This is a genomic window from Rahnella sp. 2050 (genome assembly GCF_040544515.1).
In the GTDB taxonomy this organism is placed as follows: domain Bacteria; phylum Pseudomonadota; class Gammaproteobacteria; order Enterobacterales; family Enterobacteriaceae; genus Rahnella; species Rahnella aceris.
Window position 1 is genome coordinate 768,402 of sequence record NZ_JBEPKE010000001.1, and the last position, 24,748, is coordinate 793,149.

Below are 24,748 nucleotides of genomic sequence, written 5' to 3' on the forward strand. Positions count from 1 at the left end.
GAATCACACGCACAGGCGCGCGACAGCCCGCTCAAGGCGGTTCAGCCCTTCTTCAATATCCGCGCCCGGAATAATCAGTGATGGCGCAAAGCGCAGTACATTTGGCCCGGCAATCAGGGCGATCAGTCCTTCTTCTGCCGCCAGCGTGTTCAGATGTTTGGCCTGATCTTTATACCGTTCACTCATCACAGCGCCGATCAGCAGCCCCTGCCCGCGCACTTCGCTGAACACCTTATAACGGTCATTGATGCGTTTCAGACCATCGGCAAACCACTGATGACGCTTTTGCACACCGGACAACACCTCCGGCGTGTTAATCAGCTCGAAGACTTTGCCCGCCACCGCCGTCGCCAGCGGGTTACCGCCGTAAGTGGTGCCGTGCGTGCCCGGCTGGAATAACGCAGCATAGCGGTCAGTGGTCAGCATCGCGCCAATCGGGAAACCGCCGCCCAGCGCTTTGGCGCTGGTCAGAATGTCCGGCACCACGCCGTAATGCTGATACGCATACAGCTCGCCGGTACGCCCGACGCCGGTCTGTACTTCATCGAAAATCAGCACAGCCTGATGTTTGTCACACAGCTCACGCAGACCTTGCAGGAAACCGGCCTCTGCCGGTACCACACCGCCTTCGCCCTGGATCGGTTCGACAATCACGGCACAGGTGCGGGAAGAAATCTGGCTGGCAACGGCGGCCAGATCGTTAAACGGCAGATGGGTAATCGCCTGCGGTAAAGGCGCAAAATCTTCTGAATATTTCGGCTGACCGCCGGTCGTCACCGTAAACAGCGTGCGGCCGTGGAACGCGTTTTTGAAGGCGATGATTTCATTCTTTTCGCCGCCGGATTTATTACCGTACAGCCTGGCCAGTTTCAGCGCCGCTTCGTTGGCTTCCGCGCCGGAGTTACAGAAAAACACTTTGTCCGCAAAGGTGGCGTCGATCAGTTGCTTCGCCAGACGCAGCACCGGTTCGTTGGTGTAGCCGTTGCCCAGATGCCAGACTTTATCCGCCTGTTCATGCAGGGTTTTACGAATTTCCGGATGCGCATGTCCCAGCGCATTCACGGCAATCCCGCCTGCGAAATCGACATAATCTTTACCCGTCTGATCCCACAGCCAGGATCCTTCGCCACGCACAGGAATAAACGCCGCCGGGGCATAAACCGGCACCATCCAGTCATCAAAGTTCTGGCGGCTGACGTTTTGTGGTTGCTGTTGGTGTTCCATATAAACCTCTTTTTCGCTGATTTCAGGGTGCACACCCCCGTCCCCCATACAGACAGGAAGTGCACCGGGTTCCGATGTTTTTGCACATTTAGCGGGCAATCGCGCTGGCGAGAAATGGCAGTTACTAATTTGTTATTTAAAAGTTAACAAATAATTTCACTCAGTCTCATCATAGATTGCAGTCTTCATGCCAGCAAAGGAAAAAAGTGAATAAAAAAAATGACATCGAGAAAAAACAACCACTTAATATCGCCTGTTATTCACTTTAATTGCATAAAAAATGAATAAAAGAAAAAATCCCCTTTTGCAGCAACGAGGGCACAAGAATGAGTATGCAGGGAAATATTTTGATTTCGGGTGGAATGTTTTATGCAGGATTGTGATCCGGCGCGGATCACCCGCGCTTCAGTGCAGAGCAATGCCAGATAAAGGTGCAACAGCGCACGATTTTGGCGCACCCGCGTCCCGTGACGCTGCTCACAGTCTGTGCAAATAAAAAAAACCACGCGGTCTTTCTTTCAGAAAAAAGACCGTTATGACTTTCTCATGTTTCTTAATTGTTAAATATTAGGTATTTTTTTGTTTAATTGTTATCGGTAACATTTATCAAATCCCAGGCTATGATGGTTTTTATATTTTTAATTAACTTAATTTTTACATATAAAACCACTTAATTTAACATTTTAGGGCTTTGATCACATTCCGTTCACGACCACGCGAAAACAGCTTTCCCCTTAAGTTAATCTCTGAATGTGGAATAAATAACCACCACCCGTTCCCTACACCAAAACAGAACCTCATAAGAAAGGTACAGACATGAAATTTAACCTCGCATTAGTCAGTGCATGTGTGGTTTCAGCATGCATGTTATTCACAACACCGTCGTTCGCCGCCAAACCCTATGACATTGCCGTCGTCGCTAAAGTCACCGGTATTCCCTGGTTCACCCGCATGGAAGTCGGCGTAAAAGAAGCCGCGCAGAAACTGGATGTCAACGCCTATCAGGTAGGCGCATCCACGCCGGATCCGGCACAGCAGGTCAAAGTGATTGAAGATTTGATCGCCAAAAAAGTCGACGCCATTATCGTGGTACCGAACGACGCCAAAGTGCTGGAGCCGGTGCTGAAAAAAGCCCGTGATCAGGGCATCGTGGTGTTAACACATGAATCTCCCGATCAGCAGATTGGTCAGTGGGATATCGAAACCATCGACAGCCAGAAATATGCCGAAGCCAATATGGACGAGCTGGCGAAAGATATGGGCGGCAAAGGCGGTTATGCGATTTATGTCGGTTCCCTGACCGTGCCATTGCATAACGCATGGGCTGATGCCGCCATTAAATATCAGAAAGAAAAATACCCGGACATGCATGAAGTCACTTCACGCCTGCCGGTCGCAGAAAACATCGATAAGTCTTACTCCACGACGCTCGATTTAATGAAAACCTATCCTGACCTGAAAGGGATTATCGGTTTCGGTTCGCTCGGCCCGATCGGTGCCGGTCAGGCCGTTCAGCAGAAACGTGCGAAAAATAAAATTGCCGTTGTCGGTATCGCTATGCCAGCTCAGGCCGCACCCTATCTGATGCGTGGCGATATTAAGAAAGTGCTGTTGTGGGATCCGAAAGATGCCGGTTACGCCTTAGTCACCGTTGCTGACCAGATGTTGCAGGGTAAAGAAGTGACTAAAGATCTGAGCATTGACGGGCTGGGCAAAGCTGATGTGGATATGGATAAGCATGTGATCCGCTTTAATAAAATTCTGGAAGTCACACCAGAGAATGCGAAATCACTTGGCTTCTGATTTAACTTTTTAATGCTTTTATTTACCGGATATTTACCGGAGATAAATTTATCTCCAGCGCCACACCAGGCAAATAGAAACAGATACGGCGATGTTTGCTGTGCCGTATCTGAATTTCTAATCAGACATTGAAAACTTATACCCTAAATAATTCGAGTTGTGGGAAGGCGGCAAATGAGTGAATCCCGATGAGCTTACATAAGTAAGTGATTCGGGTGAGCGAGTGCAGCCAACGCATCCACAGCGCGAAGTATGAAGGGTATGTTGTAAGGATAATGTGATGAATACTCTCACTCCGTCGTCCAGTTCGCGCACGTCCCCTGCCCCTGCTGAGGCCTTTATCAGCCTCGAAAAAATCAGTAAAAAATTCCCCGGCGTATTAGCGCTGGATAATGTCAGCCTGACGCTGAATAAAGGCGAAGTGCATTGCCTCGCGGGTCAGAATGGCTGCGGCAAGAGCACCATTATTAAAGTCATTTCCGGGGTCTATCAGCCGGAAAAAGGGGCGGCAATTACCCTCGACGGGAAATTATTTCATACCCTGACACCACAACTTTCTTCTTATTACGGCATTCAGGTTATTTATCAGGATTTATCTTTATTCCCGAATTTATCGGTGGCTGAAAATATCGCTATTCACCGTTATTTACCGGGCGGCGATTTCTGGGTACATCGCGAGGCAATGCGCAAAAAAGCGGTCGCGGCGATGCAACGCGTCGGCGTCTCTCTGGACCCGGATCGTAAAGTCGAAAAGCTGTCGATCGCAGACCGTCAGTTAGTGGCAATATGCCGCGCAATCGCCGCTGACGCCAGTCTGGTTATCATGGATGAACCAACCGCCTCACTGACCCGCACCGAAGTAAACGGTCTGCTGCGGGTGGTGAATGAGCTGAAAGCCGCCGGTATTTGCGTGGTGTTTGTCAGCCACCGTCTTGATGAAGTGATGGAAGTCGCTGACCGTATCAGCGTGATGCGTGACGGCAAACTGGTCGGCACCTATCCGGCCAGCGAACTCGACAGCAATGAGCTGGCCTTCCTGATGACCGGACAGCGTTTTACCTACAGTCATCTGCCGCACCGTGCGCCCGCAGACGTGACGCCGCTGCTGGAAGTCCGCCGCCTGAGCCGCAAAGGCCAGTATCAGGATATTTCGCTGTCGCTGCGTCAGGGCGAGATCACCTCGATTATCGGTCTGCTCGGTTCAGGGCGAACCGAGCTGTGTCTGAGCCTGTTTGGCATGAGCCAGCCGGACAGCGGGGAAATCCGCGTTAACGGCAATGCGGTGAAATTCCACAGCAACCGCGATGCTATCCGCCACGGTATTGCTTATGTGTCGGAAGACCGTCTGACACAAGGGTTGATCATGGAGCAATCCATTTACGACAACACGCTGGTGTCGATTTTCGACAAGTTGCACACCCGCGCAGGGCTGATGGATCACCGCAAAGCAGCGTCAGTGGTGAAAGACCTGATCCGTGATCTGAACATTAAAGTGTCGGACAGCGGCCTGCCAGTGAAAACCCTGTCCGGCGGCAATGCGCAGCGTATCGCTATCGCCAAATGGGTGGCGACGCAACCGCATATCCTGATCCTCGACTCCCCCACGGTGGGTGTCGATATCGCCAACAAAGAAGGGATTTATCGCATCGCACGTGATCTGGCGGAGTCCGGCATGGCGGTGCTGATGATTTGCGATGAAATCCCGGAAGCTTATTACAACAGTCACCGCGTGCTGGTGATGCGCAAAGGCGAACTGGTGGCGGAATTCGCCCCACACCAGAGCAGCGAAGCGCAAATTGCGGAGGCGATCAATGGATAATAAATCTCTCTCGAAACTGTTTTCTCAGCACGAATTCTGGCTGGGATTACTGGTTCTGCTGCTGGTGATTGGCCTGAGTGTCAGCACCAGTGAATTTATGACGCTCGGCAACCTGACCGATGTCGCCACCAGTTACGCCATTCTCGGTATTCTGGCCTGTGGCCTGTTTGTGGTGCTGATCGCCGGTGGCATCGACATCTCCTTCCCGGCCGTCACCTCCATCGGTCAGTACGTGATGGCGAGTTACATCATTCATCATGGCGGCAGCTTTCCGCTGGCGTTTGCCATGTCGATGGGTACCGGTTTGTTACTCGGGCTGGTGAACGGTTTTCTGGTTTACTGGCTGCGCGTTCCGGCCATTATTATCACCATCGCCACGCTGAACCTGTTCTACGGTTTGCTGGTGTATCTGACCAACGGCACCTGGCTGTACGGTTTTCCTGACTGGTTTATGAACGGCATTAACTGGTTCTCCTTTACCGCTGCCGACGGCTATGACTATGGCCTGACGCTGCCGCTGCTCAGCCTGCTGGGCGTGATTATCGCCACCGGCGTGCTGATGAACCGCACCCGCGTGGGACGTCAGATTTACGCGATGGGCAGCAACCGTGACGCCGCGTCGCGTCTCGGTCTGAACATCCTGCGGCTACATTTTTACGTCTACGGTTTTATGGGATTGCTGGCGGGTATCGCCGCCGTGGTGCAGGCACAAATTACGCAGTCGGTGGCACCTAACTCACTGCTCGGTTATGAGCTGACGGTACTGGCGGCGGTGGTCTTAGGCGGCACCAGCATGACCGGCGGACGCGGCTCGCTCACCGGCACCATTCTCGGTGTGATGCTGCTGGCCTTCCTGCAAAACGGTCTGACTTTGCTGAGCATTTCGTCTTACTGGCATCAGGTTTTCAGCGGCGTGATCATTCTGGTCAGCATCAGCAGCACCGCGTGGAATGAAAAACGCAAACTGGCAAAGGGGATGTGACATGACAACCTTAAACCGATTCTTCCCCGGCGACCGCATCATCCGTTTGCAGTTGCTGATCATCGTCGCCGTTGCCGTGTTGTTCTCATTCACGCTGGGCGGCAGTTTCTACAGCGTCGGTAATTTCCAGTCGATCTCTTCGCAGTTGCCGATTCTGGGCATGCTGGCGCTGGGGATGGGCATCACCATGCTCACCGGCGGTATCAACCTTTCAGTCATTGCCGGTGCCAATGCCTGTTCGCTGGTCATGGCGGCCATTCTGGTGGCACATCCGGATCAGCCGCAATATTTCGTGCTGGCGATGCTCGCCGGTCTGGCTGTCGCGGTTGTCATTGGTGTACTTAACGGCGCGCTGATTGCGTATATCGGTGTCTCGCCGATTCTGGCAACGCTCGGCACCATGACACTTATCGCCGGGCTGAATATTCTGCTGACCAACGGCGCGGTGATTTCCGGCTTCCCGGCGGCGATTCAGTATCTGAGCAATGGCAGTCTGCTGGGCATTCCCGTCGCCCTGCTGCTTTTCCTGCTGGTGGCGCTGTTGTTGTGGGTTTTACTCGAACACACCACGCTTGGCCGCAGTTTGTATCTGATGGGTTCCAACGAACAGGCCACGCGCTTCAGTGGCGTCAATACGCACAAAGTGACCATCGCGGTGTATGTGCTTTCCGCCCTGCTCGGCTGGGGCGCGGCACTGCTGATGATGTCCAAATTTAACTCGGCAAAAGCAGGCTACGGTGACTCGTATTTGCTGGTAACCATTCTGGCCTCCGTGCTCGGCGGAATTAACCCCGACGGCGGCTTCGGGCGGGTCATCGGACTGGTACTGGCGCTGATCGTCCTGCAAATGCTGGAAAGCGGCCTGAACCTGATGGGCGTCAGCAGTTACCTGACAATGGCTCTGTGGGGCGGCGTCCTGATCCTGTTTATCGCTCTGCAAAACAGAAAATCTTAAGCAAAAGCTTTTTACCGAAGGGAAAGAACATGGCGAGTTATTTTATTGGAGTAGACGTAGGAACCGGCAGCGCCCGCGCGGGCGTCTTCGACATGACCGGTCGCATGGTCGGCCAGGCCAGCCGTGAGATTACGTTGTACCGCCCGAAAGCCGATTTCGTTGAGCAATCTTCTGATGAGATCTGGCAGTCCGTTTGCAATGCCGTGAAAGACGCGGTCAATCAGGCGGACATCAACCCGATTCAGGTGAAAGGTATCGGTTTCGACGCCACCTGTTCGCTGGTAGTGCTGGATAAAGAAGGCAAGCCGCTGACCGTCAGCCCGTCCGGGCGCAGCGAGCAAAACATTATTGTCTGGATGGATCACCGCGCCATTACTCAGGCCGAGCGCATCAACGCCACCGGTCACCGTGTGCTGGAATTCGTCGGCGGGATTATTTCGCCGGAAATGCAGACGCCAAAATTGCTGTGGCTGAAACAGCATATGCCCACCACCTGGAACAACGTCGGCCACCTGTTCGACCTGCCGGATTTTCTCACCTGGCGCGCCACGCAGGACACTACCCGTTCGCTGTGTTCTACCGTCTGTAAATGGACGTATATCGGCCATGAAGACCGCTGGGATCCCAGCTATTTCCGTCAGATCGGACTGGAAGATTTACTGGAAAACAACGCGGCGAAAATCGGCAGCGAAGTGAAAACCATGGGTGAACCGCTCGGACACGGTCTGACCCAGCGTGCCGCTGCAGAAATGGGGCTGATGGCCGGTACCGCCGTCAGCGTTTCCATTATCGATGCCCACGCAGGCAGCCTCGGTATTCTCGGTGCCAGCGGCGCCTCCGGTGAATCGGCCGATTTCGACAACCGCATCGCGCTGATTGGTGGCACGTCCACGGCACATATGGCGATGTCCCGCAGCGCACGCTATATCGGCGGTATCTGGGGGCCATACTATTCGGCCATTCTGCCTGATTACTGGCTGAACGAAGGTGGACAATCCACTACCGGGGCGCTGATTGACCATGTGATTCAGTCGCATCCGTGTTATCAGGATTTACTGAAACAGGGCAAAGACAGCGGCAAAACCATCTATGAAGTGCTCAACGGCATTTTGCGAAAAATGGCCGGTGAACCGGAGAATATTGCCTTCCTGACCAAAGACATTCATATGCTGCCCTATTTCCACGGCAACCGTTCACCGCGCGCTAACCCGACGCTGACCGGTACGCTGACCGGCCTGAAACTCTCGCGTACGCCGGAAGACATGGCGCTGCATTATCTGGCCACCATTCAGGCGCTGGCGCTGGGCACCCGCCACATTATCGAGACCATGAATCAGAGCGGATATCGCATTGATACCATGATGGCAAGCGGCGGCGGCACCAAAAATCCGGTGTTTGTTCAGGAGCATTCCAACGCCACAGGCTGCGCGATGTTATTGCCGGAAGAAAGCGAAGCGATGCTGCTCGGCAGTGCCATGATGGGCACCGTCGCGGCGGGCGCCTACGACTCTTTGCCAGAAGCGATGGCCGCCATGAGCCGCATCGGCAAAACCGTGACACCGCAAACCAACAAAATTAAAGAGTATTACGACCGTAAATACCGCGTATTTCATGAGATGTACCACGACAGCATGAAATACCGCCGCCTGATGCAGGGGGAAACCCAATGAATGCGGATGAAGAATTTACCCTGGCGTGTCAGGGCTGGCAGACCTACAGTCAGGAATTACTGGCGTTACAGCATCATCTCGATGCTGATATATGGCAGCAGTTACTGACGCTGGTCACCGGCTGCACGGGCAAAATTGCCGTCACCGGCGTCGGCACGTCGGGCATTGCCGCGCGGAAAATAGCCCACATGCTGGCGTGCGTCGAGCAACCGGCGGTGTATCTGAGCGCCACCGATGCCGCCCACGGTGACCTGGGATTTATGCGCAGCAACGACCTGATGATCCTGATTTCCCGTGGCGGCAATTCTGAAGAGCTGACGCGCCTGTTACCGACGCTGAAAGCCAAAGGTGTGGCAATCATCAGTGTGACGGAGAATCTGGATTCGGCGATTGCCCGCGCCGCCACGCTGGTGGTGAAAACGCATATCCGGCGGGAAATCGACCCGCTCAATATGCTGGCCACCACGTCTGTGGTGCTGGTGCTGGCGGTGTTCGATGCATTGTGCGGCAATATCATGCTGCGTAACGGCTTCGATCAGCAAAGCCTGCTGAAAGTGCATCCGGGCGGAAATGTGGGCAAGACGCTGCGTGAGCAGGATCTGTGAACAACATCCTCAACCTTTAATCTCTTCCGCCACCAGCGCCGCCAGAATGGAGATGGCGCGCGCGGTGTGCGGCCCCCATTCGAAAGAGGTATTGATACGGATGCAATGGCTGAAGCGCTTGTCGGCAGAAAACATGGTGCCGGGCGCGACGCTGACGCCTTTTGTCAGCGCGCGCTGATAGACCCGCGCCGCATCCACATTGTCACCCAGATCCAGCCACAGAAAATAGCCGCCTGCAGGTTGCGTCACCGACACCTGCGCCGGAAACTCCGCCAGAATCGCATGACGCATCGCCATCTGCCGTTGTTCCAGCACACGCCGTAAGCGTCGCAGATGGGTATCGTAACCTCCCTGCTGCGCCCCCTTTTGCAGATAATCGGCTAACGCCAGCTGAACCGGCACGCTGGCCGATAACGTGCTCATCAGTTGCAGGCGCTGAATACGTTCAGCATAAGCCCCCGCCGCCACCCAGCCCACGCGAAAGCCCGGTGCGAGGGATTTCGAAAACGATGAGCAATGCAGAATGTCGCTGCGATAATCTGACGCCTTCAGCGGCACCGTTCGTTCGCTGCCAAAATACAGTTCGCTGTATACGTCGTCCTCGATCAGAGCCACTTTATGTCCCTGCAAAATACTCACCAGCCGTGCTTTTTTCTCCGGCGGCAAACTGCATCCGAGCGGGTTCTGAAAACTCGACATCAGCCAGCAGGCTTTGATCGGATAAAGTTTCAGCGCCTGTTCCAGCGCATCGGGATCCATGCCGTAACGCACGTCAGTCGGAATGGCGATGGCTTTTAATTTGCGCCGTTCAATCGCCTGCAATACGCCGTAAAAAGCTGGCGATTCGATAGCAACCCAGTCACCTGGCTCTGTCACCACCTGCAAACTTAACCCGAGCGACTCCATCGCACCCGACGTAATGACGATTTCATCGGGCGCGACTTCAATACCATTTTGTGCATAGCGCTGTGCAATGCTGCGGCGCAGTTCTTCATTACCCGGTGGCAGATTCGCAATGGCGCTGTGCGGGGACATCCGGCGCACCGCGCTGGCCAGGGAACGCGCCAGACGTGGCTGCGGAAAAAGTGTCGGATCAGGAAACGCGGAACCGAGTGGCACCACGGCGGGATCTTGCCCGGCTTTGAGAATGTCGAAAATGGCGTCATTGACGTCCACCTGCTCTGCAGCATGCAAATACCCGTCGGGTGATGGGCGCACCGGCCGCTGTATACCCGCTGCCACGTAATAACCGGACTGCGGACGCGCGACAATCACCCCCTGACTTTCCAGCAACTGATAGGCCTGCAAAACCGTCATCAGACTCAGGCCAGACTGTTTGCAGGTATCACGTAAGGAAGGCAGCCGGTCGCCCGGCAACCAGACCTGCGTATCAATTTGTCTGCGCAACGTACGCGCCAGCGTTTCATAACGGGATTGAGTCATAATTCATCAGCACTGTTATAGGAAGTGTTAATCAAATGATAACTATTATGCCTGATTTTGCGCTTTTCCCCGGAGTAAACTGCTCATCAACAGCAATCAATGTTTACCCGGGAGGTATGGCGGCGAAACATTCGCCATGGTAATGTGTTAATTCATCGCATTACTCAGATTTATCTGAGCTTCCCTTCACACCTGTTCGCGCAACCTTACGCTTTCTAAACACTTTCTCCACGATCGCTGGAAAAGTAACACCACGCCTTTCACTCTTTTACATCCACACCGCATTACTATTCATTGGATTGCGTAGACTTGTTTTCGTCGAAACAAAACGGGCGAATTGCCTGAATCTCCAATGAGGAATTTAATTATGCGTAAACTTACCGCAATGATTGTGGCTTCAACTCTGGCTTTGAGCTCTGCTTCTTTCGCATTTGCTGCTGAAACCGCAGCCACGCCGGCCACTGACGCCGCGACCGCGACGCACGGCAAAATGCTGCATCATAAAGGACCGCAACATATGAACCCGTTTGCGGCGCTGAACCTGACTGAGCAGCAGAAAACGCAGATGAAAGAAATCATGAAAGACAGCGGCGCGCGCCCTGACCGCGCAGCGATGAAAGCCCAGATGGATCAGATGCACAACCTGGTGGCTTCCGACAGCTTCGATGAAGCCAAGGTGAAATCGCAGATTGATACCATTACCAAAGCACAGTCTGATCGTATGCTCGACCGTGCCCGCGCAGAGAACAAAATGTATAACCTGCTGACACCAGAGCAGAAAAAACAGTTCAATGAGAACTACCAGAACCGCGCGGCCAAAATGGAACAGATGCGTGACCACAAACCGGGTCAGGAAAAACCAGTAACCGCTGAATAATTGACTGACCAGACAGGAAAACCGGCCCCGTGGCCGGTTTTTTTGCTTTTTTACTTACCCGCCACAACTTTATTGTCATCCGACCAGTCTTCTCTGCGCAAAGCGTCAGCCCCATCACAAATTCATCTTTAACTTCATACTTTTCTGTATAAACACATTATTTTTAAACAGTAATTCAACAAAGTCGCAACCGCATTCGGCCATGCGACCCTTACCTCTCCACATCACACTCTCGACATAAAAAGTGGCTGGCTATCACCGGACCACTCATAAGGAGTTGTACATCATGAAAAGCGTCAAGTCCGGGATAACCTGGCTGGTGGTGGCGTTAATCGGGGCTTTTGCCTTTGGAATGCTGGCCCTGAGCCGGGGCGAACATGTTAACGCCCTGTGGCTGGTGGTCGCTGCCGTTGCCTGTTACAGCATTGCCTACCGTTTCTACAGCCTGTTTATCGCCGAAAAAGTCTTCGAACTCGATGACAAACGCATGACACCTGCCGAGCGTCGTAACGACGGGCTGGATTATGTGCCGACCAATAAATGGGTTTTGTTCGGCCACCACTTTGCCGCCATCGCAGGCGCGGGTCCGCTGGTCGGCCCGATACTGGCTGCGCAAATGGGTTTCCTGCCGGGCACGATCTGGATCCTGGTCGGCGTGATGCTCGCCGGTGCGGTGCAAGACTTCCTGATCCTGTTCATCTCCACCCGTCGTGACGGCCGTTCACTGGGCGAAATGGCAAAGCAGGAACTGGGCAGTTTCGCGGGCGTGATCACCATGCTCGGCGCGCTGGGCGTGATGATTATCATTCTTTCCGCGCTGGCGTTAGTGGTCGTCAAAGCGCTGGCCGATAGCCCGTGGGGTCTGTTCACCATTGCCGCGACCATTCCCATTGCCCTGTTTATGGGCATCTATATGCGTTTTCTGCGTCCGGGGAAAATTGCAGAAGTGTCGGTGATTGGCTTCGTGCTGATGATGCTCGCCATCGTTTACGGCGGCAACGTCGCGGCGGATCCTTACTGGGGACCGTTCTTTACCCTGCACGGCACCACGCTGACCTGGGTGCTGGTGATCTATGGGTTTATTGCCTCGGTATTGCCGGTCTGGCTGCTGCTGGCACCGCGCGATTATCTCTCAACGTTCCTGAAAATAGGCGTCATTGTCGGGCTGGCGGTCGGTATCGTCTTTGCTATGCCAGAGATGAAAATGCCAGCGGTTTCGCGCTTTATTGACGGCAGCGGCCCGGTATTCTCCGGCAGCCTGTTCCCGTTCCTGTTTATCACTATCGCCTGCGGGTCGATTTCCGGTTTCCATGCGCTGGTCTCGAGCGGCACAACGCCGAAGCTGATTGAGCGCGAAAGCCATATCCGCTTTATCGGCTACGGCGCGATGCTGATGGAGTCGTTCGTGGCAATCATGGCGCTGATTTGTGCGTCGGTTATCGACCCGGGGGTGTATTTTGCGATGAACTCTCCGGCGGCGCTGATCGGCACCACGGCAGAGAGCGCTTCACAGGTGATTAACGGCTGGGGCTTTGTCATCACGCCAGACATTCTTACGCAAATAGCCAAAGATGTCGGCGAGCAGTCAATCCTTTCCCGCGCCGGTGGCGCACCAACCTTCGCTGTCGGGATGGCACACATCATCACCGATGTGTTTAACAGCCGCGCGATGATGGCCTTCTGGTATCACTTCGCTATCCTGTTCGAAGCCTTATTTATTCTGACCGCAGTGGATGCCGGTACCCGCGCCTGCCGCTTTATGGTGCAGGATCTGGTGGGGGTCGCCGTCCCTTCGCTGGCAAATAACCGTTCGTGGATCGGCACTTTCGCCGGTACCACCGTCGCGGTTGCGGGCTGGGGCTTCTTCGTTTATCAGGGTGTCGTCGATCCGCTGGGCGGCATTAATACTCTGTGGCCACTGTTTGGTATTGGTAATCAGATGCTGGCCTCGATGGCGTTGATTCTGGGCACCGTGGTGCTGTTCAAAATGAAGAAACAGCGCTACGCATGGGTCACGATTTTGCCGACTATCTGGCTGTTTATCACCTCGATGACTGCGGGCTGGCAGAAGATTTTCCACGAAAAACCGTCGATTGGATTCCTGGCGCAGGCGAAGAAATTCTCTGCCGGGATCGACAGCGGCGAAATCATTAAACCGGCCAAAACGCTGGCGGACATGCAAACCATCGTGCTGAACAATCAGATCAACGCCATCCTGTGTGGATTCTTTATGCTGGTGGCGGTCACCATGCTGATTTCAGCGTTCTTCGTTATCCGTCGCGCGCTGCAATCGAGCACACCGACAGTGCATGAAACGGCTGTTGTACAACGTCGCGAGGCCCGCCATGTCTGATTCAAGAGCATTATTTAAAACCGCGCGCCCTGCGGCGTTACACGTCATCCGCTGTCAGCCGTTGTTCACCGTGCAGCCCAAACCACACAATGTGACCGGCTGGCTGAAACTGGCGATAAAACGCACTGCTCAGAGTTTTCGCCTGATGGTCGGCGTGCAGGATTATCAGAATTATGTCCGGCACATGAAGGTCAGACACCCGGAAATGACGCCGATGACCGAACGCGAATTCCACCGGCGATGCCTTGAAGCCCGGTTCCCGAGCGAAGGCGGGAAAATGGGGAAGTGTCCGTGCTGACATCAGAGTGACCCCTCCGGCTCAGTCACGATGTCGTGTTTTACACCTTCCTCTTCACACAGGGGAAGGTGTCGTCACACCACCTGAAATGCAAAGCCTTTTATATTTTTTAATTGCCCGGTGATGTCAGCCTGAAAACCTCACAGTGAAATGTGTTGTCTTGTGATTTTAGCCCCCTCGTATCTGGTGATAATTTAGCCGCATTAGTTTTATTGAGAATTCATTTTTACTTCTGAGGGCATCACTATGATCGAGGCAACACATATCCGGGACATCCTCCTGATGGATCACCGTATTGTACTTTGCGTCATTGGAATGGCGGCGTGGGGCGGGATTGTTCGCTATATCATGCTCAGGCAGCGGAAACCCATCCTGGATGAAATCAGGGCATGCCTGTTGCAGATTGTTGTTTCCTGCTTCAGCGGAATGCTGTTGAGTATTTTCGTTCTGTCACGCAACGCCAACGATGACCGGTTACTGGTCATTGCCGGTTTGGGCGGGGTATTTGCCGGGCCACTTCTCACCCTTATCGGTAAGAGAATCGCTGGCTTTGTTGACAACTACAGTCCGGCGTCTAAATAAGCGCATTCACCTCTTCCCCGGCAAAATCTATACGCCGGGGATTTTTTTACCTTGCTCTGTTTGGCTGAATATTAACGCCCCGCTTAACTCGCCACTAACATCGGCTCTGCCACCGGAGCCGTCTGTTCGAAAACCAGAGACAGCAGGATCTTCTTCACCGCCATGGCTTCCTGCGATAACGCCAGCGTTTCACAAACACACAGCGAAAGCGGAACCTGAATCGCCGGACTGCTGATGCATGACATCCAGGCTTTAGCCGGACCCGTCATGGTGCGGGCAGCGGATTCAGGCAAAATAGTCGCCCCCAGACCGCTGGCAACGGCGGCAGTCAGCGTGGCGGAAGATTCAATTTCACCAATGATATTGGCACTTAAACGGCGCAACGCCATCGCATCATCCACCAGACGGCGGGTGACATTGTGGGAACGCGGCATGAACAGGTTTAGTTTTGCCACCTCAGCCAGTTCGACATATTTACCCGGATTCGGCACAGAATGCGCGCCGACCAGATACAAATCTTCTTTCATCAGCGGCTGACTGCTCAACCCTGAGGCCACGCTGGTGCCATAAAAGACCGCCATATCCATGCGCCCGTTGAGCACTAAATCGCCCAGCGCAGTGCCGAAATTCTCGTTGAGATACAGCAGAATGCCCGGGTGCTGCTTGCGGACAGCCTGTAGCAACGGCAACGCCAGCCCGGAGGCGGCAGTGCCCGGCGCAAGGCCGACAGAAACCTGTCCGCTAAGCGATTGTCCGGCGTTATTCACGGCACTGTGGATTTGGTCGCACTGGCGCAAAATGGCCTGGGCGTGGGAATAAAGAATATTACCTGCTTCGGTAGGAGTGACGCCGCGCTTGGTGCGAATCAGCAATTGTTGCTGCAATTCCCCTTCCAGTGTCGCCAGTTGCTGGCTTAATGCCGGTTGGGCGATATGCAGAACATCAGCGGCCTGTGTCAGACTGCCAATATCGACGATTTTCACAAAGTATTTCAGACGTCTGAGATTCATCTCTGTCTCCATTTTGCGCGAAAAGGGATAACCCTGGACTGTTGTTATGAAGGTAAGTTATCTACGCAAACGATTAGCGTGACTGATAAAAGCAAGATTTACGCCAATCTCCGGCACGCAGATTAAAAACGCCTGCTTCAGAGGCTAATACCGCAAAATATAAGAGAAAACTATTACGCGTGACGTGTGGGAAACGGAGGGCGCGGGGAATCTCAGAGGGAATTCACTGCGCTGATAAAGAAGGATGCACCAATATCATGCATTCTTATAGGTCACCCTTATAAATTAGCAGGGTTAATAACAGCGATGCCACGAAACAGATTCGCAGCATCACGTCCTGACGTCGCGTTTATATTGACGGGATCATGCCGCCATCGACGCGGATCACCGAACCGGTTACATATGACGCCTGCTGGCTGGCAAGAAACGCCGCCACAGCGCCATACTCTTCCGGTTTACCGTAGCGTTTTGCCGGAATGCTGGCGGCACTTTTTGCCGCGACCTCTTCGACCGATGTCCCTTCCCGCCCGGCGCGTGCGGCATCAAGCTGACCCAGACGCTGCGTGGAAATACGCCCCGGCACCATCACGTTAACCGTGATGCCGTCACCCGCCACTTCGGAGGCCAGCGTTTTCGACCAGCCGACCAGCGCCATGCGTAAAGTATTCGACATGCCGAGGTTGGCAATTGGCGCGATCACGCCCGACGACGTGCTGGTAATAATCCGCCCCCAGCCCGCATTGTGCATATCCGGCAGCACTTTATCGGTCAGTTGAATAAGCGAACTCACCATCGTGGAGAACTGAGATTGCCACGCATCCGGCGCGACGCCAGCCGCCTTCGTCGGCGGTGGCCCGCCTGAGTTGTTTATCAGAATACCCACCGGTCCGAATGTGCGGCGGATTTGCATCAGCACATCATCAAAGCTTTCCGGTGCTGTCAGATCCAGCACCCACGCCTGCGCGGTACCGCCCTGTTTTTCAATCATGCTGACAGTTTCCTGCAACGCACTCAGCGTTCGCCCGCAAACCGCCACCTGAACGCCTTCGCCTGCCAGGGCAATGGCCATCGCACGGCCTAAACCGCCGCCTGCGCCACTGACCAGCGCCACGCGGCCCTGAATACCAAAATCCATCACTTTTTCCTCTGGTTTATGTAAGACAAAAACAGCGGATCACCCCACTTTGCTGACTTTGTTAAGCACCATCTGATAAGCCGATTGCAGGTGGCTGCGCATCATGTCCGCCGCCGCTTCCATCCGCCCTTCCAGCACGGCGTCGATGATGGCGACATGTTCCTCGCACCATTCGCGCACACGCTGTTTATTGGTGTAACTGCCGAACTCCAGCAGGCGGCGCAGCCGGTTTTGCTGCTGAATTGCCTGTAAAACAAAAATATTGCCGCTGAACTCCGCCAGCATTTCATGAAAGGTGGCGTCCGTTTCGAAAATCTGACGGCCATCAACGGCCAGAATATCCGGATGCGTAATCAGATAAATATGCTGCATCCGCAGGCGGCGCAGCGCGCTTTTATCGGCGTGAAAACCTGCCGCCATGAGCGCACCCGGCTCAATCATCAGACGGAATCCGTAGCCGTTACTCAGCGCTACATCGGTATTCAGGGTCGGTAAGAATGACCAGCCATGCCCCTTGTTGCGGGCGATCAACCCGTCTTCCGCCAGACGCAGCAACGTGCGCGCCAGCACACCACGATCGACGTCATAGCGCTGGGCGATTTCCGTCTGCGTCAGGGAATCCGGCAACTTTCCGGCGATACGGTCTTTCACCAGTTGCTCGTATAAATCCTGATCATTACTGGCGGGGATATCAATGCTGATGCGCTGAAGTTCATCGAAGGCTTTCAGCAGGAAAAAACCCTGATTGCGCCGCGCTTCGATAATGCCTAATTCACACAGTAATTTCAGGGCAGTACGCACCGGCGTACGCGACACACCGAGCATATCAGCCAGTTGTTGCTCCCTGAGATGATGACCTGGCTCAAATTTTGCTTCACGTATCAGGTCAAGGATTTGGTTTGCCAGACGCCTTCCGCTGGCTGTCGTAGTTTGGGTCATGGAATAGCAGCACCTGAAAGTATTTGTTGTTTAGGTTTGTACAATATCACAAGCCTTGAGGATGGTGAAGTCTGGTTACAAAGCCCCCAAATCGTGCAATTAATGCACCAAAAAAGAGCCTTGACTCACAAATTTAATTGTATTTAATGAGACACAAAGAGCAATCCTGCTCATGGGAAACTGGAGTCTGTCATGTCAAAAAAAGCTTTTTTGCGTCGATATGCCGCCGTCTCTCTGGCCGCTATTTGCCTGAGTGCCCCGTTGTTCAGCCAGGCTGCTGCGCCAGTTCTGGTCAGTAAAGGTCATCTGACGTATGGCACCGCCGCCACGTTCATGCCGTTTGAATTTACTAAAGATGGCAAGCTGACCGGTTTCGATATCGATCTCATCACCGCCCTGTCGAAAAAACTGGCGCTGACACCGGAACCGATGTCGATGGAGTTCAAAGGACTGATCCCCGCGTTGCAGGGCAAACGTCTCGATATCATCAACTCAGCGATGTACATCAACCCGACCCGTTCTGAGCAGGTGGATTTTGTGCCGTACCTGAAAATCGGCAGCCGCGTCATTGTGGCGAAAGGCAATCCGGAAAAAATCACCGGTCGTGATTTGTCCCTGTGCGGCAAAAACATCGCCGTGACGCTGGGCGGCATTGAAGAAAGTCAGGCGCGTGCAGACAACCAAAAATGTCTGGATGCGAAAAAACCGGCGCTGACCGTGCTGACCTTCCCGGCTGCCACGGATTCCGCCGTCGCAGTGGCACAAAAACGTGCTGATGCAGAATTCCTGTCAACGCCGGGTGCTGTGGCGCTGCTGAGTGAAAAAGGCGATACCTTCGAAGCCGTCGGCGCTGAGTTTGAAGCAGACACGCACATCGGTTTTGCCGTGCGTAAAGGCGATACCGAAATGAAATCGCTGCTGGAAAAAGGCCTTCAGGACGTGGTGAAAGACGGAACTTATCAAAAAATCATCAGCAAATGGCAGTTCCCGGCTTCGGTGTCCATTTTCTGAAACCGTGATGTTAAGTAAAGCGTTGCCCTGACGTTGAGGAAAGTTCATGTCACTTGATCTTGTTTGGCAATACCTGTTCTCACCGGCGTTCTTTCAGGGCGCATTAATGACCTTGTTGTTAACGGTGTGCTCGTTGTTCTTTGGCATTATTGCGGGGCTGGTGCTGGCCCTGCTGCAGGAATCCCGCTTCCGGGCGGGATCCGTTCTGGCCTTCTTCTATCTCTGGTTATTTCGCGGCACACCGGTGCTGTTCCAGATTATTTTCGTTTACAACGTCCTGCCGACCTTCGGCCTGCGCTTCTCCGCTTTCACCTGTGCGGTGATGGCGTTGTCCTTAAATGAAGGGGCGTATATGGCGGAGATTTTACGCTCCGGCTTACAGGCCGTACGCAGCGGGCAGCGAACGGCGGGGATGGCGCTCGGCATGACTCAGAGCCAGATCATGCGCAAGATTGTGTTGCCACAGGCCGCGCGCATCGTGTTGCCGCCGATGGGCAATCAGATGATCAGCATGCTGAAGTCGAGCGCACTGGTGTCGGTGATTGCCGTGCAGGAACTGCTGCTTATCGCCAATCAGACCGCCAGCGCCAGCTTCCGATATTTCGAAGCACTGTGCGCCGCAGGTATTTACTACCTGGTGCTGACTTCCGTATTCATGGTCGGACAGGCCTGGCTGGAACGTTCGCTTGATCCGAAAAAGCGCAAGAAACCCGCGCTGTCACTGACTGAACGCCTGCTGCGCAGCAGCACGCCAAACTGAGGAGAAGTCCGTGAGTCAATCCAAACCGGTTCTGGAAATCATCGGCGTCGATAAACATTTTGGCGCACAACACGTGCTTAAAAACTGTTCCCTGAATGTGGTTCAGGGCGAAACCGTGGTGCTGATTGGTCCGTCAGGCTCAGGCAAATCTACCCTGCTGCGCTGCATCAATTTGCTGGAGCCGATCCAGGGGGGGTCGATCTTCTTTCGCAATCAGGACATCACCCACGCCAGTATCGAGCCGCATAAATTACGCCGTGACATCGGCATGGTGTTCCAGAACTACGAACTGTTTTCCCATCTGACGGCGGCCGAAAACATCATGCTCGCGCCGATGACCGTGCTGGGCGTCAGCCGCAGTGAAGCCGAGGCGCAGGCACTGGAACTGCTCGGCAAAGTACGAATTCCTGATAAAGCCGATTCGTTCCCGGATGAACTTTCCGGCGGCCAGCAGCAACGTGTCGCCATTGCCCGTGCACTGGCGATGAAACCCAAACTGATGCTGTTTGACGAGCCGACTTCGGCGCTCGACCCGGAAATGATCCGCGAAGTGCTCGACGTGATGGCCGATCTCAGCGCCGAAGGCATGACCAGCATTGTGGTCACGCATGAAATGGGCTTCGCGAAACGTGCAGCCAATCACATCGTCTTTATGGAAAACGGCGAAATCATCGAAAACGCGACCGGCGAAAAATTCTTCGGCGGCGATGTCAGCCTGCGGGCACAACGTTTCTTAGATCAAATCTTACATTGATCCTTTTCAGCACTCTCAAAACACCTATTGCGCCCTCACCAGGGGCCTGACTTTTGCCACAACACTGTTTTCAGGAGACACCGATGAGTCTTTCATCGCCCGATATCAGCAGAATGAAACGCGATCTTGCCGCACTGGTGGCGATCAATACCGAAAATCCGCCGGGACGTGAACGCGAGGCCGCAGAGCTTATCAGCGCCATGCTCAGCGACATCGGCTTCGACATGACGCTCAGCGAGTACGCACCGGGACGCACCAACGTGATTGGCAGGCTGGAAAACGGCAGCGGCCCGTGCTTTGCCTTTAATACCCACATCGACGTCGTACCGGCCGGTGAAGGCTGGCAGCAGGATCCGTTCACCCTCACCGAACGCGACGGGCGGTTGTATGGCCGCGGAGCCTGCGACGCTAAAGGCCCGCTGATCGCCATGATCGAAGCCATGCGCTGGCTCGCGGCCAACCGCAATGACTGGCGCGGCACACTGATGGCGATTTTTGTCGCCGACGAAGAAGTCGCCAGCGAAGGCGCGAAGTTTTATGTGCGTGAAGCCCCGGCGCATATCGATTACGTGGTGATCGGCGAACCGACGTCCAACACCACATACTCGGCGCACAAAGGCAGTTTACGTCCGCTGGTTCGCGTTCATGGCGTCACCGCGCATTCCGGCACACCGGAGCTGGGCGAGAACGCTATTTTCCGTGCCGCGCAACTGCTCGGTCTGGTGGAAGAAACGCATGAACATACCGTGCGTTGTCGCTGCCATCCGCTGGTCGGTAACGCCAGCCTGACGGTCACGCGCATTAGCGGCGGACATGCCGATAACGTGCTGCCGGGCGCCTGCGAATTATTGCTCGACCGGCGTATGGTGCCGGGCGAAGACGAAAACGCCGTGAAACAGGAAATTCAGGATTTACTGCAACTGGCGCAGGAAAAATTCGGTGTGCGCAGTGAAATCATCACCTACAAACCCACCACCGGCGGTGCGACCGAAACCGATTCTGACGATCCGATTGTGCGGGCGGGCGTTGAAGCCTGCGCCGCGCAGGGCAATCCTGAACCCGGCCCGTTCGGTTTTCAGGGAGGATGCGATCTGGTGCATTTTCGCAGTCTGGGCACTAAAGGCATCATCATCGGCCCCGGTTCGCTGGCCGTCGCGCATAAACCTGATGAATTTATCCCCATCGATGAATTCGTAGCAGGCAGCAAAATTTACTGCGATGTCGCCTTAAAAATGCTCAAACGCTGAGGGGAAAACGGTGAAAGCGACATTATATCGCGCCGACCTGCGGTATCCGCATCTGCAACTTTATACCGCCTCGTCGGGCAGTGTGCCGGGGCTGGACACCTTGTATCTGCTGCTTGAAGACAAAAACTTCAACGGGCTGGGCGAAGTGCGCATCAACATGGCGTATCTCAATGGTTACAGCGCCGAACGGGTGTTGAGTGATGTGATCCGTGCGTTGCAGCAACTGGATCTCAGTCAGCCTGCCAGCACAATTTTGCTCAATCTGCCGCAACGGCTGGCGGATTTTCTGGCACCGACACGCATGCTGCTGGATATCGCGCTGCATGATCTGATCGCGCGTCAGGAAGGCATCAGCGTGGCGCAACTGGCGGGCGCAGATAATAGCGAAACGGTGAGTTATCACACCAACCAGACGCTGTTCTGGACGCCGATGGCGCAGATGCTGCAACAGGCGACGGCGTATGTGGATCGCGGTTTTACACAGCTTAAACTGCGCGTCGGCGTGGCTTCGTTCGAAGAAGATGAAGCACGGCTCAGTGCGCTGCGCCGACGTTTCGGGCACGAAATCAGTTTGTCCGCAGATGCCAACGGCCAATGGCAGCCGGAAGCCGCGCGCAGCCATTTAATCTCGCTGGCGAAGTTTGACATGAGTTATCTCGAACAGCCGGTTTCTGACGCTAATGCGCACTATTATCCGACGCTGGCCGAAGCCAGTCCGGTGCCGCTGATGCTCGATGAAAGCATGAGCAGCGAGGCGGATTTAGAACGCATTTTGGCGCTGAACGGCAAGATTATGGCGCATCTCAAACTGGTCAAAATGGGCGGCATTGCGCCGACAATGGCTGCCGCACGACGTCTTACGGCAGCGGGCGTGCCCTTCATGATTGGTCAGATGAACGAAGGCGGTGCCGCTACCGCCGCCGCCCTGCACGTCGCCCGCGCCTGCCAGCCCGCTTACGCCGAACTTTACGGTGCCGACGGGCTGGGTAACGACCCGGTTTACGGCCTTTCCTATCATCAGGGGTTACTCAGCAGCCCGCCGGGCGCGGGGCTGGGTATCCGCTTCACCCCTTCCCAGGCAGAATTTATTCAGGAGTTTGAACAATGACAGCAACATCATTACCCGATACGGGCCGCGTCGTGCCAGGCGCAGAATCTGCATTTCACGAAGAAGAATATCGGCAGCGCATGGCGAAGGCGCGTCAGTTACTGGTGAAAGCCGGTCTGGACGTGATGGTGATCACCGGGCCGGAAAACATCTTTTACCTGACAGGTCAGCAAACACCGGGCTATTACACTTTCCAGACGCTGGTACTGCCGGTGGAAGGCGATCCGGTGTTTGTTATCCGCCAGCTTGAGTATTTCAACTTCATCTCCAACACCTTTATCCGCGACGCGGCGATTTATACCGATGGCGATAATCCGGTGAATTTCCTGCTCGATGTGCTGAAAACGCGTGGCTGGATGAAGAGCCGGATCGGGATCGATAAACGCGGCTGGTTTCTGCCGATCGCAATATACGAAGCCTTACAGGCTGAAATCGGCACGATCCACGATGCGGCTGGTGTTATCGAGCAACTGCGCGCCGTGAAATCAGCCGCAGAACTGGAAAAAATGGCGCACGCCGCCCGTTACGTTGACGCCGGCATGCTGGCAGGCCGCGCGGCGATTGCCGCAGGTGCGACAGAAAACGACCTGGTTTCCGCCATGATGGGGGCAGCGATTGCCGCCGGTTCCGAATATATGGGCATGGAACCGCTGGTCTCCAGCGGCCCGCGCACCGGTGTGCCGCACGGTACATGGCGACGCCGTAAAATTCTCGGGGGCGACCCGATTTTCCTTGAAATGGCCGCCACTCATGACCGTTATCACGCGGCCCTGATGCGCTCCGCCTGGCTCGGCAAACCGCCAGCCGTGGCGCTGGAAATGGAAAAAGTCTGTCAGGAAGCGTTGCAGGCTGCACTCGATGCCATCCGTCCGGGCGCGACATGCGAAGCGCCGCATCTGGCCTGTCAGGCCGTTATCGACCGCGCTGGCTATACCGATAACTTCAAAAAACGCACCGGTTATTCGATTGGTATTTCGTTCGCACCGGACTGGGGCGAAGGCGCGATCCTCAGCCTTTACAACGGCATCACCACCGAATTACAGCCGGGAATGACCTTCCACATTCCGCCTGCATTGCGCATTTACGGCGAATTCACCGTCGGTGTCAGTGAAACCATTGTGGTGACCGAAACCGGCTATCGCGCCCTCGGCACAGTGGATCGTCCGCTGACCTTACTTTGATTTTGCTTTTAACCAGATGATGGGAATTGAATAAATGAAAGACATCAGTGAAAGTCAGGCGCGCCTGAAAGGTATTTTTAATATTACCGTGACGCCTTTTACGGCGGGCGGCGAGTTTGATTTTGCCGGGTTATCCCGCAACATTGAGCGGGTCATCGGCCTCGGTTATGACGGCATTTTGATTGGCGGCACGTACGGTGAATTCCCGGCGATGACCGCCGACGAACGCGCCACGCTGTTCCGCCATGTGATGGAAGTGGTCGGTGACCGCGTGCCGGTGATGTTGTGCAGCGCAGGTTCAGATGTCCGTGTCGTGCGTGATTTAACGCAACTGGCGGGCGATCTGGGTGGCCTGCCGATGGTCACGCCGCCGTTTGTTTCTGAAGTGACCGACGCGCAAATTATCAGCTTCTTCAAACAGATGGCACCGTTATCACGCACCGGTATTTTGGTGTATAACGCACCGGGTATCGGCATTACGTTGCCGCCGGTAGTGCTGGAGCAACTGGCCGACATCGACGGCGTGGTGGGTATCAAACAAGGTGACCTGAACCCGACCGCCATCGATCAGATTGCCAACCGTCTTGGCGGGCGTCTGCGTCTGTTCTGCGCCTCCGATCTGGCATTTTTAGGGCCGATGATGTGTGGTTTTGACGGCATCAGCACCACCAACAGCGGCGCTCTGCCGGAAATTATTCTGGCAACCTATCGTGCGCTGGAAAGCGGCGATGCCAGCACAGCACGCGAACTGCACCGTCTGTGGTATCCGTACCGGGCGCTGGCCCGCCGTTTCGGTCAGCCGCAACTGGTAAAAGCGGCCATGAACCTGCGCGGTTTTGACGGCCACCATGTCCGCGCCCCGCTGATTGATCTGCAAGCTGATGTGATCGGGCTGGTGGAGCAGGAACTGCGCCGTCTGGCCGCCGATCCGCGCTCCGGCGTCACCCTGAAGTAACCCGCTTTAAGCAAAAATCCCCGTCTTTGCAGGCGGG

General features: G+C 54.7%; 22 protein-coding genes. 17 read left to right on the top strand and 5 right to left on the bottom strand.

Annotated elements, in window-relative coordinates:
* Positions 1–3: 3 nt before the first annotated feature.
* Positions 4–1,224, bottom strand: coding sequence for an aspartate aminotransferase family protein (locus ABIC79_RS03425; protein ID WP_013575005.1), 1,221 nt, complete (start codon positions 1,222–1,224; stop codon positions 4–6).
* An 816-nt stretch (positions 1,225–2,040) separates the two neighbouring features.
* Between ABIC79_RS03425 and ABIC79_RS03430 the strand changes: the two genes are divergently transcribed.
* The 6 genes from ABIC79_RS03430 (at position 2,041) to ABIC79_RS03455 (ending at position 9,058) form a co-directional block, all read left to right on the top strand.
* Positions 2,041–3,027 carry an autoinducer 2 ABC transporter substrate-binding protein gene (locus ABIC79_RS03430; protein ID WP_013575004.1) on the top strand — a complete coding sequence of 329 codons (987 nt, stop codon included), beginning with the start codon at positions 2,041–2,043 and terminating at the stop codon, positions 3,025–3,027.
* A 280-nt stretch (positions 3,028–3,307) separates the two neighbouring features.
* Entirely contained in the window at positions 3,308–4,846 is a 1,539-nt protein-coding gene (locus ABIC79_RS03435; protein WP_051931094.1) for a sugar ABC transporter ATP-binding protein, read from the top strand.
* Positions 4,839–5,828 carry an ABC transporter permease gene (locus ABIC79_RS03440; protein WP_013575002.1) on the top strand — a complete coding sequence of 330 codons (990 nt, stop codon included), beginning with the start codon at positions 4,839–4,841 and terminating at the stop codon, positions 5,826–5,828. Before ABIC79_RS03435 ends, ABIC79_RS03440 begins: the two co-directional genes overlap by 8 nt.
* Position 5,829: 1 nt before the next feature.
* Positions 5,830–6,783: an ABC transporter permease gene (locus ABIC79_RS03445; RefSeq protein WP_013575001.1), complete on the top strand. Its 954-nt coding sequence runs from the start codon at positions 5,830–5,832 to the stop codon at positions 6,781–6,783.
* 29 nt (positions 6,784–6,812) lie between these two features.
* Positions 6,813–8,453: an FGGY-family carbohydrate kinase gene (locus ABIC79_RS03450; RefSeq protein WP_013575000.1), complete on the top strand. Its 1,641-nt coding sequence runs from the start codon at positions 6,813–6,815 to the stop codon at positions 8,451–8,453.
* The gene (locus ABIC79_RS03455; RefSeq protein ID WP_013574999.1) at positions 8,450–9,058 is read left to right on the top strand and encodes a KpsF/GutQ family sugar-phosphate isomerase; all 609 of its coding nucleotides are present in this window, start codon (positions 8,450–8,452) and stop codon (positions 9,056–9,058) included. Before ABIC79_RS03450 ends, ABIC79_RS03455 begins: the two co-directional genes overlap by 4 nt.
* Positions 9,059–9,067: 9 nt before the next feature.
* Here ABIC79_RS03455 and ABIC79_RS03460 read toward each other — a convergent pair whose 3' ends face one another.
* Positions 9,068–10,501, bottom strand: a complete 1,434-nt coding sequence (locus ABIC79_RS03460; RefSeq protein WP_015689659.1) for an aminotransferase-like domain-containing protein — start codon at positions 10,499–10,501, stop codon at positions 9,068–9,070.
* 367 nt (positions 10,502–10,868) lie between these two features.
* Here ABIC79_RS03460 and spy point away from each other — a divergent pair, with 367 nt between their 5' ends.
* From spy to ABIC79_RS03480, 4 genes are all read left to right on the top strand, one after another.
* Positions 10,869–11,378 (top strand): ATP-independent periplasmic protein-refolding chaperone Spy, encoded by a 510-nt coding sequence (gene spy / locus ABIC79_RS03465; RefSeq protein ID WP_013574997.1) that lies wholly within the window; start codon positions 10,869–10,871, stop codon positions 11,376–11,378.
* A gap of 286 nt (positions 11,379–11,664) precedes the next feature.
* Entirely contained in the window at positions 11,665–13,731 is a 2,067-nt protein-coding gene (locus tag ABIC79_RS03470; protein ID WP_013574996.1) for a carbon starvation CstA family protein, read from the top strand.
* Positions 13,724–14,029, top strand: coding sequence for a YbdD/YjiX family protein (locus ABIC79_RS03475; RefSeq protein ID WP_013574995.1), 306 nt, complete (start codon positions 13,724–13,726; stop codon positions 14,027–14,029). Before ABIC79_RS03470 ends, ABIC79_RS03475 begins: the two co-directional genes overlap by 8 nt.
* Before the next feature lie 246 nt (positions 14,030–14,275).
* Entirely contained in the window at positions 14,276–14,611 is a 336-nt protein-coding gene (locus ABIC79_RS03480) for a phage holin family protein (protein WP_013574994.1), read from the top strand.
* An 83-nt stretch (positions 14,612–14,694) separates the two neighbouring features.
* Here ABIC79_RS03480 and nac read toward each other — a convergent pair whose 3' ends face one another.
* The 3 genes from nac to ABIC79_RS03495 form a co-directional block, all read right to left on the bottom strand.
* Positions 14,695–15,621, bottom strand: a complete 927-nt coding sequence (nac, locus tag ABIC79_RS03485; protein WP_013574993.1) for a nitrogen assimilation transcriptional regulator NAC — start codon at positions 15,619–15,621, stop codon at positions 14,695–14,697.
* 349 nt (positions 15,622–15,970) lie between these two features.
* On the bottom strand, positions 15,971–16,756 hold the full coding sequence (locus ABIC79_RS03490; RefSeq protein WP_166860130.1) for an SDR family oxidoreductase: 786 nt from the start codon (positions 16,754–16,756) through the stop codon (positions 15,971–15,973).
* A gap of 39 nt (positions 16,757–16,795) precedes the next feature.
* Complete coding sequence (locus ABIC79_RS03495) at positions 16,796–17,695, bottom strand: GntR family transcriptional regulator (RefSeq protein ID WP_013574991.1); 900 nt, start codon at positions 17,693–17,695, stop codon at positions 16,796–16,798.
* Positions 17,696–17,887: 192 nt separating this feature from the next.
* On the opposite strand from ABIC79_RS03495, the gene ABIC79_RS03500 reads away from it, so the two are divergent.
* The 7 genes from ABIC79_RS03500 (at position 17,888) to ABIC79_RS03530 (ending at position 24,711) form a co-directional block, all read left to right on the top strand.
* A complete protein-coding gene (locus tag ABIC79_RS03500) occupies positions 17,888–18,706 on the top strand; it encodes an ABC transporter substrate-binding protein (protein ID WP_013574990.1) in 819 nt (272 codons plus the stop codon).
* A 46-nt stretch (positions 18,707–18,752) separates the two neighbouring features.
* Positions 18,753–19,466 (top strand): amino acid ABC transporter permease, encoded by a 714-nt coding sequence (locus tag ABIC79_RS03505; protein ID WP_013574989.1) that lies wholly within the window; start codon positions 18,753–18,755, stop codon positions 19,464–19,466.
* Between the two features lie 10 nt (positions 19,467–19,476).
* A complete protein-coding gene (locus ABIC79_RS03510) occupies positions 19,477–20,220 on the top strand; it encodes an amino acid ABC transporter ATP-binding protein (protein ID WP_013574988.1) in 744 nt (247 codons plus the stop codon).
* Positions 20,221–20,303: 83 nt separating this feature from the next.
* Positions 20,304–21,467 carry a M20 family metallopeptidase gene (locus ABIC79_RS03515; RefSeq protein ID WP_112197726.1) on the top strand — a complete coding sequence of 388 codons (1,164 nt, stop codon included), beginning with the start codon at positions 20,304–20,306 and terminating at the stop codon, positions 21,465–21,467.
* Positions 21,468–21,477: 10 nt separating this feature from the next.
* On the top strand, positions 21,478–22,575 hold the full coding sequence (locus ABIC79_RS03520) for a mandelate racemase/muconate lactonizing enzyme family protein (RefSeq protein WP_354566574.1): 1,098 nt from the start codon (positions 21,478–21,480) through the stop codon (positions 22,573–22,575).
* Complete coding sequence (locus ABIC79_RS03525; protein WP_126124756.1) at positions 22,572–23,756, top strand: M24 family metallopeptidase; 1,185 nt, start codon at positions 22,572–22,574, stop codon at positions 23,754–23,756. Before ABIC79_RS03520 ends, ABIC79_RS03525 begins: the two co-directional genes overlap by 4 nt.
* A 34-nt stretch (positions 23,757–23,790) precedes the next feature.
* On the top strand, positions 23,791–24,711 hold the full coding sequence (locus tag ABIC79_RS03530) for a dihydrodipicolinate synthase family protein (protein WP_013574984.1): 921 nt from the start codon (positions 23,791–23,793) through the stop codon (positions 24,709–24,711).
* The last annotated feature ends 37 nt before the right edge of the window (positions 24,712–24,748 follow it).

Coding starts and splice junctions, on each gene's coding strand:
- ABIC79_RS03425 (WP_013575005.1), bottom strand. CDS start 1,224: ATGGAACACCAACAGCAACCACAAAACGTCAGCCGCCAGAACTTTGAT.
- ABIC79_RS03430 (WP_013575004.1), top strand. CDS start 2,041: ATGAAATTTAACCTCGCATTAGTCAGTGCATGTGTGGTTTCAGCATGC.
- ABIC79_RS03435 (WP_051931094.1), top strand. CDS start 3,308: ATGAATACTCTCACTCCGTCGTCCAGTTCGCGCACGTCCCCTGCCCCT.
- ABIC79_RS03440 (WP_013575002.1), top strand. CDS start 4,839: ATGGATAATAAATCTCTCTCGAAACTGTTTTCTCAGCACGAATTCTGG.
- ABIC79_RS03445 (WP_013575001.1), top strand. CDS start 5,830: ATGACAACCTTAAACCGATTCTTCCCCGGCGACCGCATCATCCGTTTG.
- ABIC79_RS03450 (WP_013575000.1), top strand. CDS start 6,813: ATGGCGAGTTATTTTATTGGAGTAGACGTAGGAACCGGCAGCGCCCGC.
- ABIC79_RS03455 (WP_013574999.1), top strand. CDS start 8,450: ATGAATGCGGATGAAGAATTTACCCTGGCGTGTCAGGGCTGGCAGACC.
- ABIC79_RS03460 (WP_015689659.1), bottom strand. CDS start 10,501: ATGACTCAATCCCGTTATGAAACGCTGGCGCGTACGTTGCGCAGACAA.
- spy (WP_013574997.1), top strand. CDS start 10,869: ATGCGTAAACTTACCGCAATGATTGTGGCTTCAACTCTGGCTTTGAGC.
- ABIC79_RS03470 (WP_013574996.1), top strand. CDS start 11,665: ATGAAAAGCGTCAAGTCCGGGATAACCTGGCTGGTGGTGGCGTTAATC.
- ABIC79_RS03475 (WP_013574995.1), top strand. CDS start 13,724: ATGTCTGATTCAAGAGCATTATTTAAAACCGCGCGCCCTGCGGCGTTA.
- ABIC79_RS03480 (WP_013574994.1), top strand. CDS start 14,276: ATGATCGAGGCAACACATATCCGGGACATCCTCCTGATGGATCACCGT.
- nac (WP_013574993.1), bottom strand. CDS start 15,621: ATGAATCTCAGACGTCTGAAATACTTTGTGAAAATCGTCGATATTGGC.
- ABIC79_RS03490 (WP_166860130.1), bottom strand. CDS start 16,756: ATGGATTTTGGTATTCAGGGCCGCGTGGCGCTGGTCAGTGGCGCAGGC.
- ABIC79_RS03495 (WP_013574991.1), bottom strand. CDS start 17,695: ATGACCCAAACTACGACAGCCAGCGGAAGGCGTCTGGCAAACCAAATC.
- ABIC79_RS03500 (WP_013574990.1), top strand. CDS start 17,888: ATGTCAAAAAAAGCTTTTTTGCGTCGATATGCCGCCGTCTCTCTGGCC.
- ABIC79_RS03505 (WP_013574989.1), top strand. CDS start 18,753: ATGTCACTTGATCTTGTTTGGCAATACCTGTTCTCACCGGCGTTCTTT.
- ABIC79_RS03515 (WP_112197726.1), top strand. CDS start 20,304: ATGAGTCTTTCATCGCCCGATATCAGCAGAATGAAACGCGATCTTGCC.
- ABIC79_RS03525 (WP_126124756.1), top strand. CDS start 22,572: ATGACAGCAACATCATTACCCGATACGGGCCGCGTCGTGCCAGGCGCA.
- ABIC79_RS03530 (WP_013574984.1), top strand. CDS start 23,791: ATGAAAGACATCAGTGAAAGTCAGGCGCGCCTGAAAGGTATTTTTAAT.